This window comes from Amycolatopsis sp. NPDC098790 (genome assembly GCF_044759945.1).
In the GTDB taxonomy this organism is placed as follows: Bacteria; Actinomycetota; Actinomycetes; order Mycobacteriales; family Pseudonocardiaceae; genus Amycolatopsis.
Genome location: NZ_JBIWAI010000007.1, coordinates 328,658 through 346,180, shown reverse-complemented (window position 1 = coordinate 346,180; position 17,523 = coordinate 328,658). Strand labels below are relative to the sequence as shown.

The window sequence follows — 17,523 nt, the reverse complement described above, 5'->3', positions numbered from 1 at the left end:
CATGCGGCCAGTACTGCTGGAGATGACCGGCTTCGCGTCGTTCCGCGACAAGACCGAAGTCAGCTTCGAGGACACGGACTACTTCGCGCTCGTCGGGCCGACCGGCGCCGGCAAGAGCACGGTCATCGACGCGCTCACCTTCGCCCTCTACGGTTCCGTCGCCCGCTGGGACCACGAAGGGCTCGTCGCGCCCGCGCTCGCCCCGACGGCGAACCGCGCGACCGTGCGGCTGGTGTTCGACGCGGGTGGCGCGCGCTACCACGTCGTGCGCGAAGTCCGGCGCAGCGGCGGGAAGAAACCCACGGTCAGCGTCAAGAACGTCCGTCTGGAACGGCTCATCGACCCGACCGCGCTCGGCGGCCCGGAGGACGACGCCGACCCGGTCGCCGCGGACTCCGAGGTCACCCCGGCGGTGGAACGCCTGCTCGGGTTGACGTTCAAGCACTTCTGCACCTGCGTCGCGCTGCCCCAGGGCGATTTCGCCGAATTCCTGCACGCCAAGGCGGCCGACCGGCAGAAGATCCTCATCAAGCTGCTGGGCCTGGAGGTCTACGAGCGGATCGGCCGCCGCGCCGGCGTCACGGCGGAGCAGCAGAAGCAGCGCGCCGCCGTCCTCACCGAGCAGCTCGGCAGCTACGCCGACGCGACGGAGGAAGCCGTCGAAGAGCTGGCCGGGCGGATGACGGCGCTGGCCGACCTGGACGCGCGCGTGACCGCGGCCCTGCCAGGGCTCACCGACGCGACCCGCGCGCACGACGAAGCCCGGCAAAGCGTCGCGACGCTGACGAAGGAACTGGGCGTCCTCGACGCGCTGGAGCGCCCCGAAGGCGTCGAGGACCTCGAGACGCGGCGCCGCGCCGCGGCGGACACGGCGACCACGGCACGAACCGGGCTGGAGACGGCCGAAACGGCGGACGAGGCGGCCCGTGCCGCGCTCGCGGCCGCTCCGGCACGCGGCGAGCTGGAACGGATCCGCGCCGCGCGCACGGAGCTGACCGAGGCCGAGAAAGCCCTCCCCGGCCTGGAAGAGGCCGCGAAAACGGCGTCGGCGGCGAAAACGGCCGCCGCCGCGGCGGTGACGGAGGCCGTGGCCGCGGTGGACGTCGCCCGCCGGACGCGGGACACGACCGCCCGCGCGGCCGAGGACGCGGCGGCCGAAGCCGCGCGGGCCCGCCAGGACCGCGACCGGCTGGCCGGGCTGAAGCCGCCGTCCGATCTCGGGGACCTGGCGAAGGAAGCGGCGCGGGTGGCGAAGCGCACGTCGGACGCCGACGCGCGCCTGCGTGCCGCCGAGAGCGCCGACGCCGAAGCGCGTGCGGCGCTGGCCGCCCAGCCGGACGTCGCTCCGCTCGCGGCGGCCCGCTCCGACGCCCGGACGCTCTACACGGTGTGCGACGCGCAACGGAAAGCCGCGCCCGAGCAGGCCGCGCGCCGGACGGAACTCGAAGCGGCGCGAGCCACCTTCGCTCGCTTCGACGCCGAAGTCGTCGCGGCGAAGTCGGCGGTGACCGAAGCCGAACGGGCCGGGCAGGCGCTGACGCTGCGGGCCGGGCTCGCCGTCGGGCACCCGTGCCCGGTCTGCGAGCAGGAAGTCGCGACGCTGCCCGACGCCGGCGGCCACGCCCACCTGGCCGAAGCGGCGGAACGCCTCGAGCGCGCCGAACGCGAGCGCGCCGCCGCCGAATCCGCGCTGCGCAAGCTGGAGCGCGCCGTGGACCGCGACGCCGACTCGGCCGCGTCGGCGGCCGCGCAGGCGGAAGAACTGCGTGCGGTGCTCGCCGACGTCGACGGCCCACCGGAGTCGTCGGTGCTGCGCCGGCCGGTCGAGGCGGGTTTTTCCGAGCAGGACTACGCCGATCTCGTCACGGCCGTGCGCGAGCGGGGCGAGTGGCTGTCGGCGACGATCGACGGCCGCACCCGCGTCGCCGAGGCCGCGCACGCCGCGGACAAGGAACTGGCGGCGGCCCGCGCCGACCGCGCGGCGGCGCAGCAGGAGGCCGAGGGCGTCGAGAAGTCGTTCGCGGCGGCCAGGGAAGCGCTGCGGGTGGCGCGCGACCCGCTGGTGGAGCTGGGCGCGCCCGCGGTCGACGACGGCGACGTCCCGGCGGGCTGGCAGCGGTTGACCGCGTGGGCGGCGGCCACCCTGGAAGACCGGCGGACGGCGCTGGCCGCGCGCGAAGCGGCCGCGGAAGCCGCGGGCAAGGAAGCCGTCGTCGCGGCGGACGACCTCGCCTCGGCCGAGCGGACCGCCGAGCAGCGGCGGAAACGGGCGGGGGAGGCGGCGCTGGCCGAGCAGTCGGCGAGCACCGCGCTGACGACCACCCGGCGCCGGCACGGCGAACTGAGCGAGACCCTCGCGGACGCGCCCGCTGCCGAGGTCGTCACCGAGCAGCTCGCGAAGGTCGCTTCGCTCGAAGAAGCCGCGAAGCAGGCGGACGCGGAGCTGCGGACCGCCCGGGCTGCCGCGAAACAGGCCACCGAGGCCCAGGCACGGATCGCTTCGCAGGTCGACGCCGAACGGCAGCGGCTGTCCCGGGCGCGCGACCCCCTGGTGAGCCTGGGTGCGCCGCCGATCGACGGGGACAGCCTGCTCGGCGCGTGGACCGCGCTCACGGACTGGGCGGCCGGGCAGGCGAACGAGCACCGCGAGCGGCTGGCCGTCGCGACGACGGCCGAGGGCGAAGCGGCCGAAGCGTTGCGGGCGGCCGAACGCGCGGTCGTCGACGACGTCACGGCGCTCGGCGTCGCACTGCCGGAAGGGCCGGTCCGCGACCGCGTGCCGGTCGCGTTGGCCACCGCGCGGGCGCGCGCCGAAGCCGATCACACGGAGATGAAGCGGCGCGTGGCGCGCGTGGCGGGCCTGCACGGCGACATCGCGGCCGCGGAGTCCGAAGCCCAGGTCGCGCGGCTGCTCGCGGACCTGCTGCGCTCGGACAAGTTCCCGCGCTGGCTGATCGCCGGCGCGCTGGACACGCTGGTCGCGGAGGCGTCGGCGTCGCTGCTGGAGCTGTCCGGCGGCCAGTTCGAGCTGACCCACGACAAGGGCGACTTCCTGGTGGTGGACCACAACGAGGCCGACGCGCGGCGTCCGGTGAAGACGCTGTCCGGCGGCGAGACGTTCCAGGCGTCGCTTTCGCTGGCTTTGGCGCTGTCTTCGCAGCTGGGTGCGATGGCCGCCGAAGGCGCGACCAAGCTGGAGTCGATCTTCCTCGACGAGGGCTTCGGGACGCTGGACGAGGCGACTCTCGACGTCGTGGCGTCCACGTTGGAGAACCTGTCCGCGACGGGGTCGCGGATGGTCGGGGTGATCACGCACGTGCCGGCGCTGGCCGAGCGCGTGCCGGTGCGGTTCCTGGTCACCCGCGACGGCTCCGGCTCGCACATCAGCAGGGAGGGCGCATGACGGCGGTGGCCGGGACGCACTTCAGCGTCGACTCGTGGGACCCGGGCTACGGCAGCTCGATGGAGGCCGAGGAACTGGCGCGGTCCGGGGCCGAGGTCGAGCTCGAGGTCGAGGTGCCGATGGCCGAATGGGCCCCGATCGACCCATCGCCGGTCTCGGCGCCCGACGCGGTGTTGTTCGTCGACGGCGTCCGCCGCATCGACGCCCGGGTGTGGATCGACGACCCGGCGGGAACGAACTCGGCCTCGATCGGGCTGTGCGCGTCGTACGCGGCGGGGGTGGTGTGCTGCTGCAACGGGCGGGCCCACGTGGTGGCGAACGAGGTCCGGCGCGGGGTGTTCACGGTGGCCCCGGAAGCGGCCGACATCCCGACGTCGGCGGGGGTGTATGAGGCATTTTCGACGACGGCCAAGGACGACAAGCCACTCGCGGTGGTGCTGTCGTCGTTGCTGCAGGAGCGCCTGGCGGAGACGGAGCTGAAGACGGCGATGGATGCCCGCGACGCGATCGCGGGCCACGTCGGCAGCGACTTGCTGGTGGTGGACGGCCCGTTGAGCGGCCGCACGCACCTGCCCCGCGCGGTGGGGTTCATCAAGAGCCACCAGACGACGTACTTGCCGGGCGAGCTCAACGCGATGGTCGGCAGGCTGGAGCCCCACCAGCGGACCCCGGTGTTCCTGATGGGCACGACGTGGGTCCGCCATTCGTGGTACTTGCGGTTGCCATCGGTGGGAGGGCCGCCGTGGTCGGGAGTGGTCCGCGTGGAGGCGGCGCCGCACCTGGGGCGCGCGGAGGTGGCGGCGTTGGCGAACCTGACGCAGTCGGTACTGGGGCGGTTCGCTTCGGTGGAGTACAAGGACTCGCGGGCGCCGCAGAACTTGTATCCGATTGCGGGGTTGGAGCGGGATTTGCGGCATCGGCTGGGGGATCAGCAGTTCGTTTACCGGGCGTTGCGGGTGGCCGCGGCTCGCTGAGGTTCGGTCGGGTGGGGTCGCATGAACGACTCTTTCATGCGACTGGATGCGGTGAACGACCCTTTCATGACTTCCGGGCGGCAGTGGCCCGCCGAGACCAGGGCCCGCCGGAACCAGCCTCCCGCCGAGACCGGCGCCGGCCGGAACCGCCGCCCGCCGAGACCAGCCCCGCCGAGACCGGTGCCCGCCGAGACCGCCGTCGGCCGGAACCGGCGCCCGCCGAAACCAGCCCCGCCGAGACCGGTGCCCGCCGAGATCGGCCCGCTCTTCCCCGGCGGGGTTCCGGCAAGGTGCGCGGTGGCATGACCGGCGGTCCAGCCGAACGCCTTGAATGAGTCATTCAGGTCTCCGGAGGTCCTGAATGACTCATTCAAGACGTCTGGGCTTCGCTCCGGCGACCCGAAACGCCGACGTCGCCAGGCCCCTACCACCGAATGCGGTGAACGCCTCTCCCAGGAAATTCGTGCGAGTCACCTCGGGGCGACTCGCTTCTGCCGACCTATTTCCGGCCACTGCGGGCGGCCCCGGCCCGCAGAGACCGGCCCCCGCCCTTCCCTGGGGGGCGTCCCCTTGGCCAGTCTATCGGCGCCCACCGACAACCCCGGCGTTTCGGCCCTCCGCGGAGCCGGGTTGTCCACAACTGCCGAGCGGTGTGGACAACCCGGCTGCGCTGAGACCGGCCCGGCGGGAAGACCGCCGGGCCGGGCCCGCCCTCTGGGGTGGGCGGGCCCCCGGGGCGGCTGCCTGGGGGCACGCGCCCGCCCCGGGGTGTCCTTTGTGGATGGTCAACCCGCCGGGCGGTCACCCGCCGGCGCGACGACCGTGACGGTGAAGGAACCGGTGGCCGTCCGCCCATCGGTACACGGGAACACCGCCAGGTACCTGCCCGGCCGGTCCACCGCCGTCGCGTAACCGGCGTGCCGGCCCCAATCGCCGCCCTCCGTCCACCGCAACGGTGCCGTGAAGCCCCTCGACGTGACCGGTCCGTTCGGCGTGCAGCCCACGTCCCACTCAGCGAACACCACCGCCTGGACCTGCCCGCCCGGCGCGACGTCCTGGGTCAGCGACCACACCACGGCCTGCTCCGCGTGCGCCGGTGCCACCGGCACGAGCGCCGCCGTCATTAGGCCGATCAGGGTTTTCTTCAGCATGCTCAGTCCCCTCTCCTGCGTGGTCACTCCACGCTTGAGCCGGGGAAACGGTTGAGCCGCACCAATGTTCAAGTACGTGAACGACTATCGAATCTATGTTTCCCGGTCACGTATGCGTTAACTTGTCCGCCGTTGATCCCGTTCGACGACGAGGGAGACCGCGATGCGCACCGGCCGGCTCGTTCTTGCCGCGGTACTGGGATTGTCGATCGCGGCACCGGCGACGGCGGTCGCGGACGCTCAGCCGTGGCGCGACGCCCGTCAGTCGCCCGATCGGCGCGCCGCCGAACTCGTCGCCGCCATGACTCTCGACGAGAAGATCTCCCAGCTGCACCTGCAGCCCGACGCCGAGCACCAGCGGTTCGTCCCACCCATCCCGCGCCTCGGCGTCCCCGGCTTCCGGATCGCCAACGGCCCCGCCGGGATGGGCCCGGCCGACGACAAACCGCAGAAACCGGCGACCGCGCTGCCCGCCACGATGGCGCTCGCGTCGACGTTCGACACCGGACTCGCGCGCCGCTACGGCCGGCTGATCGGCGACGAAACCCGCGCCCTCGCGCACAACGTGTCCGAGGGGCCGGACATCAACATCGCCCGCGTCCCGCGCAACGGCCGGACGTTCGAGGGCATGGGCGAGGACCCGGTGCTCGTCGGGGCCATGGGCGCCGCCGACATCCGCGGCATCCAGGAGAACGGCACCATCGCCGAGGTCAAGCACTACGCGGCGAACAACCAGGAGACCCAGCGCCAGAGCATCGACGAGCACATCGACGAGCGCACCCTCAACGAGCTGTACCTGCCGCACTTCGAGCAGGCCGTCACCGAAGGCCGCGCGGGCTCGGTGATGTGCGCCTACCCGAAGATCAACGGGGTCTTCACGTGCGAGAACCCGGCGCTGCTGCAGGAAAAGCTGCGCGACGACTGGGGTTTCAAGGGTTTCGTCCAGTCCGACTGGGGTGCCGCGCACAGCACCGTCGGCTCGGCGAACGCGGGCATGAACCTCGAGATGATCGACGGCACCTGGTACGGCGAGAAGATGAAGCAGGCCGTGCTCGCCGGGCAGGTGAGCGAACAGCGCGTCGACGAGCTGCTGGTGCCGCGCTTCCGGACGATGTTCGCGTTCGGGCAGTTCGACCACCCGCCGGTGCTCACGCCGCTGCCGACCGCGCAGCACGACGCCGCCGCGAAGCAGTTCGCCGAACGCGGCATGGTGCTGCTGCGCAACGATCACGCCCAGCTCCCGCTCGATTCCTCGGTGAAGTCGATCGCGCTGATCGGGCCGTTCGCCACCAAGGCCAAGACCGGGGGTGGCGGCAGCTCCGCCGTCATCCCGACGTCCACAGTGGACCCACTGCCCGGGCTGCAGGCTCGCGTGCCCGGTGCCACGGTGACGTTGGACGACGGCAGCGACCCCGCGCGGGCGGCCGAACTCGCACGCGGCGCCGAAGTGAGCGTCGTGATGGTGGGCGACAACGAAGCTGAGGGCAAGGACCGGCCGAGCCTGGCCTTGGACGGCAACCAGGACGCGCTCGTGGCGGCGGTCGCGGCGGCGAACCCGCACGCGGTGGTCGTCGTGAAGAGCGGCGGCCCGGTGCTGATGCCGTGGGCGTCGTCGGTCCCGGCGATCCTGCAGGCGTGGTACCCGGGCCAGCAGGACGGCGCCGCGGTGGCGAGCGTGCTGTTCGGCGACGTCAACCCGTCGGCGAAGCTGCCGATCACGTTCCCCGCGGCGGACGCGGACACGCCGGCGAACACGGCGGCGCAGTTCCCCGGGGTGAACGGGGTCGCGGAGTACTCGGAGGGGCTGCAGGTCGGCTACCGCTGGTTCGACGCGCAGGGCCGCGCGCCGCTGTTCCCGTTCGGGTACGGCTTGTCGTACACCACGTTCGCGTTTTCCGGGTTGTCGGTGCGACCGACGCGCGACGGCGCGACGGCGACGTTCACGGTCCGGAACACGGGCCACCGCGCGGGCGCGGAGGTGGCCCAGCTGTACCTCGGTTTCCCGGCGGCCGCGGGCGAACCGCCGCGGCAGCTGAAGGGGTTCTCGCGGGTGGAGCTGGCGCCGGGGCAATCCCGCCGGGTGACGATCTCCCTGGACGCGCGCGACTTTTCGGTGTGGGACACGGAGACGCACGCGTGGGCGCCGGTGAAGGGCGGGTTCACGGTGCAGGTGGGCGACTCGTCGCGGTCGTTGCCGCTGCAGGCGCGGCTCATGCGCTGACGGGCGGTGTGTCGTCCACGGCGTTGGCGTTGGCGCTGGCGTCGCGGAGTTGTCCACAGCCCGGTCGTGATGTGGATCAGTGCGCCCGGGCGGTCCCTTTTTCCGGCTTTTCGTCGGTGGGGCCCGATACGCTGGAAGCGGGGACGCCCCCCAGGGAGGGCGGGGGCTGCCCGGCCCAGTCGTGCTTGCTGTCAGCAGCTTTCCGATTCCCGCCGTCGGCCGGCGTGGCGAGGTGCGGGCGGGCCGGACGGCATGAACGACTCTTTCAGCGCGTCGGACGACGTGAAAGGGTCGTTCAGAACGTTCGGTCGCCGCGTCGCCGTGCTCCCTGGCGGCCCCTTGACGGTAACCACTTGGTTGTCCACAGTGTCGCCGTGATGGGGACAAGCAGGCCCCCGAGAGGGTCGTTCACCCGGTTTCGTCGGTCGGTGCCGATAGACTGGACCGGGGTCAGCCCCCAGGGATGGGTGGGGTTTGCTTGCTGGGGTGGCCCGTCCTGCTGTCAGGCTTGAAGACTTTGCCGGAACCCTGCCAGGGAGGGTGGGGGTCGCCGGCCTCCGCTTCAGGCCTTGCAGCCCGGCGCGCTCGCCGCGGCGGTCAACAGTTCCGGGGACTCCGCCAACGGCGCCACCGGGTCGTACGTTCCGTCGACATCCTGTTGAGCCTGCTCCATCGCCGTCACCGCCGGCTGCTGGGAAGCCGCGTCGCCCGGCTTGGCGCCGTCCAGGGTCGTCTTCGCGTCGCGTGCCCGGTCGCGGGCCGTTGTGTACTTCGTGACGAATGCCTTCCGGACCGTCTCGGCCAGCGGTACCGGTGCCGGTGGGAGGGCCTGGAGCCGGTCGACCACCTCGCCCGTCCGGTCCGCGATACCACCCAGTTCCTGGCTCAGTGCCTTCTGCGCCTCCTCGACCGAACCCGGGTCGGACGTTCCCGGCACCGCCTCCGCGTTCGTGCGCTTCCGGTAGTCGTGGATCGCCGAACAGAACCCGTCGAGCCAGTCGAGCGCGGCCGGGTCCGCCGTCGGCGCGGTCAGCGGCGCCGTCACCGTCACCGTCGGCGGGGCCGGCGGGCCCGGCTCCGAACACGCCGTCAGCAGCAGACACGCCCCCAGCAGACCCGGCACGATCCTCATGGCTTCCCCTCCCGCTTTGCCAGTACACGCGCGAGGGGCCCCGCCGGTTGCGTCACGCCGCGGCGAGCGTGCCGCCCAGTGCCGACCGGCCGTCCTCCGTCAGCTCCGCCCGCGTCCACTGCCCGACGGCCACCACGCGGACCGGCCGGATCAGCCCCGCCCGCGCCAGCTCGTGCGCCGTCGCCTGGTCGCAGCACGGCAGCCCGTCGACCCGCAGGTCCGGTTCGCAGCTGCACGTCAGCTCGGCCCGCCCGGCGCCGACCGCCCGCAGCATCGCCAGTGCCCTTCTGTTCAACATCGTCGTTCCCCCTCCGTGGTGCTGTCCTGGAGGAGACGTGACCGCAGTCACCGAATACGCGGTTTTCGCGAGGTTCCCCCGAACGGTGCACCATGGCCCCATGACCGAACAGATCGAAGACCCGGCCGTGCGCGCGTTCGTCGACGCGCTGAACTCGGGCGACCGCACAGCGTTCCGGGCCGCACTGACGTCCGACGCGACGATGTCCGACGACGGCACCGACCGAGACCTCGCGGAGTGGACCGAAAAGGAGATCTTCTCCAGCCAGGGCCACCTCGAAGTGGAGACCGCCCAGGACGAAGGGAGGCGGTTCGTCGCGAACTACTCGAACTCGACGTGGGGCGCCATGCGGACGCGGTGGGCGTTCACCGTTCGCGACGGCAAGGTGGCGCGGTTCGAAACCGGCCAAGCCTGAGTCCTGACCGGAATTCAGAGCCGTTCCTGCAACGCGTCCGCCGCGGCGAGCAGGTCCGCGGCCCAGCGCGCGCCCGGCTTGCGGCCGATGCGCTCGATCGGGCCGGACACCGACACCGCGGCCACGACCGTGCCCGCGGAATCGCGCACCGGCGCCGAGATGCTCGCCACGCCGGGCTCGCGCTCGGCGACCGACTGCGCCCACCCGCGGCGCCGCACTTCCAGCAGCGTCCGCTCGCCGAAGACCGCGTCGGCCAGGATCGTGCGCTGCGTGTGCGGATCCGCCCACGCGGCGAGGACCTTCGCGCCCGAGCCGGCCGTCATCGGCAGCCGTGAACCCACCGGGACCGTGTCCCGCAGGCCGGACGGCGGTTCCGCCGTCGCGACGCACACGCGCTGGACGCCGTCGCGGCGGTAGAGCTGCACGCTTTCGCCCGTGACGTCCCGCAGCTTCGGCAGCACCACGCCCGCCGCGTCGAGCAGCGGGTCCGTCGAACCGCCCGCCAGTTCGGCCAGCGCCGTACCGGGACGCCAGCGGCCGTCCGGACCGCGGCGCAGCAGCCGGTGCACCTCGAGCCCGACCGCGAGCCGGTGCGCGGTGGCCCGGGGCAGACCCGTCCGCGTGCACAGTTCGGCGAGGCCGCAGGGGTCGTCCGCGACCGCCTGCAGGACGGCCACTGCTTTGTCCAGTACTCCGATACCGCTATGCTGTCCCACGACCCGATACTAGCGTCCCGCACTTTGGGAAGTCCAGCATCTGGGAAAACCCTGAACTCGAGCTGCGCCCTTCCTTCGCGGCTCGCATCCGTTCCGCAGGTGCGCGCCCGAGTTCCGACGTCGAACCGTGGAAGGAGCCGGAGATGACCAGCCCGACCGGCAAGGCCCGCACGCTCGCGGAGAAGGTGTGGGAAAGCCACCTCGTGCGCCGAGGCGAAGGCGCCGAGCCGGACCTCCTCTACATCGACCTCCACCTGCTGCACGAAGTGACCAGCCCGCAGGCCTTCGACGGCCTCCGCCTGGCCGGGCGGCCGGTGCGCCGCCCCGACCTGACCATCGCGACCGAGGACCACAACGTCCCGACCGTCGACATCGAGCTCCCCATCGCCGATCCGGTCTCGCGCACCCAGGTCGACACCCTTCGCCGCAACTGCAAGGAGTTCGGCGTCCGGCTGCACCCGATGGGTGACGCCGAGCAGGGCATCGTGCACGTCATCGGCCCGCAGCTCGGCCTGACGCAGCCCGGCACGACCGTGGTCTGCGGCGACAGCCACACCTCCACGCACGGCGCGTTCGGCGCCATCGCCTTCGGCATCGGCACGTCCGAGGTCGAGCACGTGCTCGCCACGCAGACGCTGCCGCTGCGTCCCTTCAAGACGATGGCGATCACCGTCGACGGCGAACTGCGGCCCGGCGTCACGGCGAAGGACATCATCCTCGCGGTGATCGCGAAGATCGGCACCGGCGGCGGCCAGGGCTACATCCTGGAGTACCGCGGCGCGGCCATCGAAGCGCTTTCGATGGAGGCGCGGATGACCGTCTGCAACATGTCGATCGAGGCCGGCGCCCGCGCCGGGATGATCGCGCCGGACGAGACGACGTTCGCCTACCTGAAGGGCCGTCCGCACGCGCCGCAGGGCGCCGATTGGGACGCGGCGGTGGAAAACTGGCGCGAGCTGCGCACCGACGAAGGGGCCGAGTTCGACGCCGAGGTGCACCTGAACGCGAGCGAGCTGACGCCGTTCGTGACCTGGGGCACCAACCCCGGCCAGGGCCTCCCGCTGGGCGCCGAGGTGCCCGACCCGGAGCGCATCCCGGACGAGAACGACCGCATCGCCGCTGAAAAGGCCCTGTCCTATATGGACCTGAAGCCCGGGACGCCGCTGCGCGAGATCGCCGTCGACACCGTCTTCCTCGGCTCCTGCACCAACGGCCGGATCGAGGACCTGCGCGCCGCGGCCGAGGTGCTGCGGGGTCGGAAAGTGGCGGACTCGGTCCGGATGCTGGTGGTTCCCGGCTCGATGCGGGTCCGCAAGGCCGCCGAGGAGGAGGGCCTCGACCAGGTCTTCACCGAGGCGGGCGCCGAATGGCGCCAGGCCGGCTGCTCGATGTGCCTTGGCATGAACCCGGACCAGCTGAAGCCGGGCGAGCGCAGCGCGTCGACGTCGAACCGCAACTTCGAGGGCCGGCAGGGCAAGGGCGGCCGGACGCACCTGGTCTCGCCGCTCGTGGCCGCCGCCACGGCCGTGCGGGGCACGCTGTCGTCGCCGGAAGACCTGCTGACCGCCGCCCGCTGACCCACCCGAGGAGCTTTTGCGATGGAACCGTTCACCCAGCACACCGGCATCGGCGTCCCGCTGCGCCGGTCCAACGTGGACACCGACCAGATCATCCCGGCGGTCTACCTCAAGCGGGTGACCCGGACCGGGTTCGAGGACGGCCTGTTCGCCGCCTGGCGCGGTGACCAGGACTTCATCCTCAACACCGAGCCGTTCTCGCGGGGCAGCGTGCTGGTCGCGGGGCCGGACTTCGGCACCGGGTCGTCCCGCGAGCACGCCGTCTGGGCGCTGATGGACTACGGCTTCCGGGTCGTCATCTCCGCCCGGTTCGCCGACATCTTCCGGGGCAACTCCGGCAAGGGCGGCCTGGTGGCCGCGCAATGCGAGCAGCACGACGTCGAACTGCTCTGGAAGCTGCTGGAGAACGAGCCCGGCACGGAGGTCACGGTCGACCTCGAGACCAAGACCGTGCGCGCCAAGGACTTCACCGCGCCCTTCCAGATCGACGACTACGTCCGCTGGCGGCTGCTGGAGGGCCTCGACGACATCGCTCTCACGTTGCGCCATGCCGGTGAGATCGACGCGTTCGAGACGGCCCGCCCGTCCTGGAAGCCGACGACGACGCCGATCGCCGCTCCGTAGGTCGTTCGGGGGTGGAATCCCTTGTGATGCAAGGGATTCCGCCCCTTACTCGATCGGCTGCGACACCACGCCGAACGGCCCTCGCGGGGATCTCCCGCGAGGCGGAACCCGCCCCGGGGCAAGGGAAAGATTCCGCGTACCGTTTGGAATTTGTGCTGCCTTGGTAATACCGTGTCGCTAGTCGGCCCGACGCGGCCGTGGACGAGTACTTCCTTCTTGGAGGACTGGAATGGCCAACAAGGCCCAGCTGATCGAGGCGCTGACGGAGCGCCTGGGCGACAAGAAGGCCGCTTCCGAGGCGGTCGACGGTCTGGTCGACATCATCATCCGGACGGTCAACAAGGGCGAGAAGGTCAACATCACCGGCTTCGGGGTGTTCGAGAAGCGTGCCCGCGCCGCTCGTACCGCGCGCAACCCGCGAACCGGTGAGGCCGTGAAGGTCAAGAAGACCAACGTGCCCGCGTTCCGCGCCGGGACCACCTTCAAGGAGGTCATTTCCGGCGCGAAGAAGCTGCCGAAGGCCGCGCCGGTGAAGCGTGCGTCTTCGCGCACTACGACTGCCACCACGTCCACGCGGGCGGCGGCCGCCAAGCCGGCGACGACGCGTTCGACGACGACGCGCACCCGCGCGGCGGCGGCCAAGCCGGCGACGACAACGCGCGCGACGGCGGCGAAGTCGACCACGACCCGGGCGAAGGCGGCTCCCGCGAAGGCAGCTCCGAAGGCGGCGACGACGAGGGCCGCGGCGACCAAGACGGCGGCTCCGAAGGCGGCCGCGACTCCGAAGACGGCGGCGGCTCCGAAGACGACGGCCGCGAAGTCCACGACGGCCCGGAAGACCACGGCCGCCAAGGCTCCGGCCCGGCGCACCACGGCGGCGAAGAAGAGCTGACCACCCGAAATTGTCGTACCCCTGCGGTAACGTGAAAGCAGGGGTCCCCTGGGGGGTGACCCCCGCTGGGCGTAGGAGATTCGTCGGCAGGGCCCCGCGCAGCTGTGCGCGGGGCTTTGCTGTGTTCGCGGACTTGGTGGGGCAGCGGCGATCGCGCGCGGTCGGTGCGCAGGGCCGCGGTGAGGTTGGTCAGGTCGCTTGGCGGGGGAGAGGCGAGCCGGACTTGTCGGCCCGGCTGATACGGCTCCGGTATCCGAGCGAGCGAGCCGGTGGGAGAGCGGTCCGGCTCGGCTTGGGTATCCGACGGAGCTGGTAAGGAAACGGTCCGGCTCCTGTCGCGCGGAGAAAGTGGCCCGGGAATCCAGCGGAGCCGGTGGGGGAACAGCGGTCCGGCCCTGTGACCGGCGGATGTGGCGCGGGCATCAAGCGGAGCCGGTGGGGGAGAAGCGATCCGCTCGTCCCATTCACAACCCATCCATTCAAGCGCGATGAACCCCGCGTTACCCACTACCGGGATCGGCCGTCCGAACGGGATCCGTGCACCACCCGCTCGGAGCACCCACCCGCGCCGCAACCGGTTCCGCCCAATTTCGCAAAGTTGCTTGAGCGCCCGGCCGAGTGATGCCACGCTGCCCTCCTCGGGGTCCGCGTCCGGCGGTGTCCCGCGGCGCGCGCGAACCTGGGGGCGACCACCATCGACATCCGGCTGCTCGGCCCGTTCCAAGCGCTCGTCGGCGGTGCGCCGGTCGTGCTGACCAGCTCCCGGCAGCGCGCCCTGCTCGCCACCCTCGCCCTCTCCGCCGGCCGGCTGGTGACGATCGATGCCCTCGCTCGCGGCGTCTGGGGCGAAGCCCCTCCCGCGCACATCCGCGGCAGCCTCCAGACCTACGTCATGCGCCTGCGCCGGCTCTGCGGCGAAGACACCGTCGTCACCGAACCGGACGGGTACCGGCTGGTCGTCGACCCGTCCCGGGTGGACGCGCTGCGCTTCCTCCGCACCCTCGACCAGGCCGCCGCCTCCACCGAACCCACCCGCCGCCGCGCCCTGCTCACCGCCGCGCTCGCCGCCTGGGGCGGCGCTCCCCTCGAAGGCGTCGGATCCCCCGTCCTCGCCGCCGAATGGGGGCCACTGCTGACCGAGCGGTACCTCTTCGCCGTCGAACAGCGCATCGACCTCGACACCGGGCTCGTCCCCGATGCCCGGCTCGTCGCCGAGCTCACCGACCTCGTCGCCCAGCACCCGCTGCGGGAATCGTTGTGGGAACGGCTGGTGCGCGTCCTCGCCCGGTCCGGCCGCCGCGCCGAAGCGCTGTCCCGCTACGCCGGGCTGCGCGCCCTGCTGGCCGACGAACTCGGCGTCGAGCCCGGCGAGGACCTGCGCCGCCTGCACGCCGAACTGCTCGCCACCGACGCCGGGCCGGCTGTGCACACCGTGCCGCGCCAGCTGCCCTTCGACGTCGCGGGCTTCACCGGCCGCGGCCCCGAACTCGCCGAGCTCGACCGGCTCCCGCCCGGCGGCGCGTCCGGCATCGTCGTCATCGAAGGGACGGCAGGCGTCGGGAAGACGTCGCTGGCCGTGCACTGGTCGCACCGCGTCCGCGACCGCTTCGCCGGCGGCCAGCTGTTCCTCGACCTGCGCGGGCACTCCGCGGGCACGCCCGTCACGCCGGAGGCCGCGCTGGCCGGCTTCCTGCGCGCCCTCGGCGTCCCGCCGGAAACCCTGCCTTCCACAGTGGAGGAACGCTCCGCGCTCCTGCGCAGCCGCCTCGCCGGCAGCCGCACGCTCCTGCTGCTCGACAACGCCCGCGACGCCGACCAGGTCCGCCCGCTGCTGCCCGGGCCGGACAACCTCGTCGTCGTGACCAGCCGCAACCAGCTGCGCGGCCTCGTCGCCCGCGACGGCGCCCGCCGGATCGCGTTGCGCTCCTTCGACGACGTCGACGCCACCGCCCTGCTCGCCGGCAGCGTCGGACCGCAGCGCCTCGCCGCCGAACCGGACGCCGTCGCCGAGCTCGTCCAGCTGTGCGGACGGCTCCCGCTGGCGCTGGCGCTGGCCGGCGAACGCGCGTCGCGGTTTTCCGGCGTCTCGCTCGCGGGGATCGTCGAAGAGCTGCGCGACCAGCGGCTGCGGCTGGACACCCTGCGCGACCCGCAGGACGCCGGCACCGACCTGCGGGCCGCGTTCTCGTGGTCGTACAAGGCGTTGCGCCCCGCCGCCGCACGCTTCTTCCGGCTGCTCGGCCTGCACCCCGGCCACGGCTTCAGCCTGTCCTCGGCCGCCGCGCTCGCCGGCGCGAACCTGCGCGAAGCCCGCGAACTCGCCGACCAGCTCGCCGCCGCGCACCTGCTCAACCAGCCCGGCACCGACCGCTACCAGTTCCACGACCTGCTGCGCGTCTACGCCGCCGAGCTCGTCGAAACCGAGTCGAGCGAGGCCGAACGCGCGGCGGCGCTGCGCCGGCTCCTCGACTGGTACCTCGCGAGCGTCGCCGAAGCGACGAAGCTCGTCCGCCCCGACCTGCTCACCGACGACATCGCGCTCGACACCCCGCCGCTGCCCGCCGTCCCCTTCACCCAGCACGAGCAGACGATCGCCTGGTACACGACCGAACGCGTGGCCCTCACCGCGCTCGTCGGCATCGCCGCGGAAAGCGGCTTCACGGCGCACGCGTGGAAGCTCGCCTGGCTGCTGCGCGGGTTCTTCGCCGAACGCCACGACCGCGACGACTGGATCACGACGGCCCGCACGGCCGTCACCGCCACCCGCGTCGCCGGCGACAACACGGGACTGCAGTACAGCGCCAACAACCTCGGCTCGGCCTACCTGCGCACCCTGCAGCCCGACAAGGCGCTCGAAGCCCTGGAGGAGGCGCGCGCGGCGTCGGAGACGGGCGACGGGACCGCGCTGGCCGTGGCGATCCTGTCCAACCTGGCCGGCGCGTACTACGTCCGGGCGGAGTACGCCGAGGCCGAGCGCCACGCGCTGCAGGCGGTCCGGCTCGCCCGCGACCACGGCCAGCGGACGTTCGTGCCGCACGCGCTGCTGAACGTCAGCGCCAGCCGCATCGGCCTGCGCAACTACGACAACGCCGCCGAAGCGGCCCAGGCCGCGCACGAAGCTTTCGAGGGCCTGGGTGACCGGTACCACGCGGCGCTGGCGCTGGGCAACGTCGCCGAAGCGCTCGAAGGAGCCGGGCGGCACGACGAAGCGGAGAAGGCGGGCCTGGAAGCGCTCGCCGAGCTGAAGGAGCTGAACGCCGAGTACGGCACCATCGACGTCCGGATCACCCTCGGCCGGCTCAAGCTCCGCACGGGCCGGGGCGAGGAGGCGCGGCGGCATTGGGCCGAGGCGCTGAGCGTCTGCCAGCGCCTCGGCGACCCCCGCATCCCGGAGATCCAGGCCCTGCTGGCGACGGTGCCCGCAGTCGGGCCCCCGTCCCGGGATGCGCCGTACCCCTAGCCCGGCGCAGCCCAGCGGGGCCCGGCACCAGTACACCAAGATCGACTGTCACGACGCTGTCGCGGCGGAAGCGCTGCTGAGGCCCGAGACGCCCCAGAGCAGCCCCACCTATCCCTGGCAGGGTTCCGGCAAAGTCGCGCGTGCTCATTTCCTGTCTCTGCTCGGGCGCACTGGAAGGTGAAAGGTCTCCTTCAGCTCGCGCTTCAAGCCGGAACGGCGATCGTCCTCGGCAGCCGAGAGGCCGCCGCGGTGCCGCGAATGTCGCATTCGAGACCTCCCACGTCCCGAATGCGACGTTCGCGACCGTCACGTCCTGGCTACTGCAGGGCTGGATCGCGCCACTCAGACCCGGCGGATATCCAGCTGGTCTAGTCGGTTGGCCGCGGCGCCGGGACAGTTGAGTTGGGCGACTTTGCCAAGCCCCACCCATCCCTGGGGGCTGACCCCGGTCCAGTCTATCGGCGCCGACCGACGAAACCGGGTGAATGGCCCTCTCGGCGACCCGCTTGTCCACATCACGGCGGCGCTGTGGACAACCGAGCGGCTACCAGCCGAAAAGCCGCCAGGGAACACGGCGACGCCTCGGCCGAACGTTATGAACGACTCTTTCATGACGTCCCACGCGCTGAAAGAGTCGTTCATGCGGTCCGGCCCGCTCGC

The 17,523-nt window shown here is 72.3% G+C and carries 12 protein-coding genes; 8 read left to right on the top strand and 4 right to left on the bottom strand.

What is annotated here, in order from left to right:
• Position 1 precedes the first annotated feature (1 nt).
• Positions 2-3,403 carry an AAA family ATPase gene (locus tag ACIQWX_RS42410; protein WP_400883963.1) on the top strand — a complete coding sequence of 1,134 codons (3,402 nt, stop codon included), beginning with the start codon at positions 2-4 and terminating at the stop codon, positions 3,401-3,403.
• Positions 3,400-4,377, top strand: a complete 978-nt coding sequence (locus ACIQWX_RS42405) for a hypothetical protein (protein ID WP_400883961.1) — start codon at positions 3,400-3,402, stop codon at positions 4,375-4,377. The genes ACIQWX_RS42410 and ACIQWX_RS42405 overlap by 4 nt, the downstream gene beginning before the upstream one ends.
• A gap of 785 nt (positions 4,378-5,162) precedes the next feature.
• Here the strand turns inward: ACIQWX_RS42405 and ACIQWX_RS42400 are convergent.
• The gene (locus tag ACIQWX_RS42400; RefSeq protein WP_400883960.1) at positions 5,163-5,528 is read right to left on the bottom strand and encodes a hypothetical protein; all 366 of its coding nucleotides are present in this window, start codon (positions 5,526-5,528) and stop codon (positions 5,163-5,165) included.
• 163 nt (positions 5,529-5,691) lie between these two features.
• Here ACIQWX_RS42400 and ACIQWX_RS42395 point away from each other — a divergent pair, with 163 nt between their 5' ends.
• A complete protein-coding gene (locus tag ACIQWX_RS42395) occupies positions 5,692-7,749 on the top strand; it encodes a glycoside hydrolase family 3 C-terminal domain-containing protein (protein WP_400883959.1) in 2,058 nt (685 codons plus the stop codon).
• Between the two features lie 562 nt (positions 7,750-8,311).
• Here ACIQWX_RS42395 and ACIQWX_RS42390 read toward each other — a convergent pair.
• The gene (locus ACIQWX_RS42390; protein WP_400883957.1) at positions 8,312-8,881 is read right to left on the bottom strand and encodes a hypothetical protein; all 570 of its coding nucleotides are present in this window, start codon (positions 8,879-8,881) and stop codon (positions 8,312-8,314) included.
• A 52-nt stretch (positions 8,882-8,933) separates the two neighbouring features.
• On the bottom strand, positions 8,934-9,179 hold the full coding sequence (locus tag ACIQWX_RS42385) for a hypothetical protein (protein WP_372673104.1): 246 nt from the start codon (positions 9,177-9,179) through the stop codon (positions 8,934-8,936).
• Positions 9,180-9,279: 100 nt separating this feature from the next.
• Between ACIQWX_RS42385 and ACIQWX_RS42380 the strand changes: the two genes are divergently transcribed.
• Entirely contained in the window at positions 9,280-9,594 is a 315-nt protein-coding gene (locus ACIQWX_RS42380; RefSeq protein WP_400883955.1) for a nuclear transport factor 2 family protein, read from the top strand.
• Positions 9,595-9,608: 14 nt separating this feature from the next.
• On the opposite strand, the gene ACIQWX_RS42375 is transcribed toward ACIQWX_RS42380, so the two are convergent.
• Positions 9,609-10,310 carry an IclR family transcriptional regulator gene (locus ACIQWX_RS42375; RefSeq protein WP_051183801.1) on the bottom strand — a complete coding sequence of 234 codons (702 nt, stop codon included), beginning with the start codon at positions 10,308-10,310 and terminating at the stop codon, positions 9,609-9,611.
• Positions 10,311-10,453: 143 nt separating this feature from the next.
• On the opposite strand from ACIQWX_RS42375, the gene leuC reads away from it, so the two are divergent.
• From leuC to ACIQWX_RS42355, 4 genes are all read left to right on the top strand, one after another.
• Positions 10,454-11,887 carry a 3-isopropylmalate dehydratase large subunit gene (gene leuC / locus ACIQWX_RS42370; protein ID WP_400883953.1) on the top strand — a complete coding sequence of 478 codons (1,434 nt, stop codon included), beginning with the start codon at positions 10,454-10,456 and terminating at the stop codon, positions 11,885-11,887.
• Between the two features lie 21 nt (positions 11,888-11,908).
• The gene (gene leuD, locus ACIQWX_RS42365) at positions 11,909-12,511 is read left to right on the top strand and encodes a 3-isopropylmalate dehydratase small subunit (protein ID WP_372673107.1); all 603 of its coding nucleotides are present in this window, start codon (positions 11,909-11,911) and stop codon (positions 12,509-12,511) included.
• 229 nt (positions 12,512-12,740) lie between these two features.
• Positions 12,741-13,403 carry an HU family DNA-binding protein gene (locus ACIQWX_RS42360; RefSeq protein WP_400883950.1) on the top strand — a complete coding sequence of 221 codons (663 nt, stop codon included), beginning with the start codon at positions 12,741-12,743 and terminating at the stop codon, positions 13,401-13,403.
• A 748-nt stretch (positions 13,404-14,151) separates the two neighbouring features.
• The gene (locus ACIQWX_RS42355; RefSeq protein ID WP_400883947.1) at positions 14,152-16,863 is read left to right on the top strand and encodes a BTAD domain-containing putative transcriptional regulator; all 2,712 of its coding nucleotides are present in this window, start codon (positions 14,152-14,154) and stop codon (positions 16,861-16,863) included.
• The last annotated feature ends 660 nt before the right edge of the window (positions 16,864-17,523 follow it).

Coding starts and splice junctions, on each gene's coding strand:
- ACIQWX_RS42410 (WP_400883963.1), top strand. CDS start 2: ATGCGGCCAGTACTGCTGGAGATGACCGGCTTCGCGTCGTTCCGCGAC.
- ACIQWX_RS42405 (WP_400883961.1), top strand. CDS start 3,400: ATGACGGCGGTGGCCGGGACGCACTTCAGCGTCGACTCGTGGGACCCG.
- ACIQWX_RS42400 (WP_400883960.1), bottom strand. CDS start 5,528: ATGCTGAAGAAAACCCTGATCGGCCTAATGACGGCGGCGCTCGTGCCG.
- ACIQWX_RS42395 (WP_400883959.1), top strand. CDS start 5,692: ATGCGCACCGGCCGGCTCGTTCTTGCCGCGGTACTGGGATTGTCGATC.
- ACIQWX_RS42390 (WP_400883957.1), bottom strand. CDS start 8,881: ATGAGGATCGTGCCGGGTCTGCTGGGGGCGTGTCTGCTGCTGACGGCG.
- ACIQWX_RS42385 (WP_372673104.1), bottom strand. CDS start 9,179: ATGTTGAACAGAAGGGCACTGGCGATGCTGCGGGCGGTCGGCGCCGGG.
- ACIQWX_RS42380 (WP_400883955.1), top strand. CDS start 9,280: ATGACCGAACAGATCGAAGACCCGGCCGTGCGCGCGTTCGTCGACGCG.
- leuC (WP_400883953.1), top strand. CDS start 10,454: ATGACCAGCCCGACCGGCAAGGCCCGCACGCTCGCGGAGAAGGTGTGG.
- leuD (WP_372673107.1), top strand. CDS start 11,909: ATGGAACCGTTCACCCAGCACACCGGCATCGGCGTCCCGCTGCGCCGG.
- ACIQWX_RS42360 (WP_400883950.1), top strand. CDS start 12,741: ATGGCCAACAAGGCCCAGCTGATCGAGGCGCTGACGGAGCGCCTGGGC.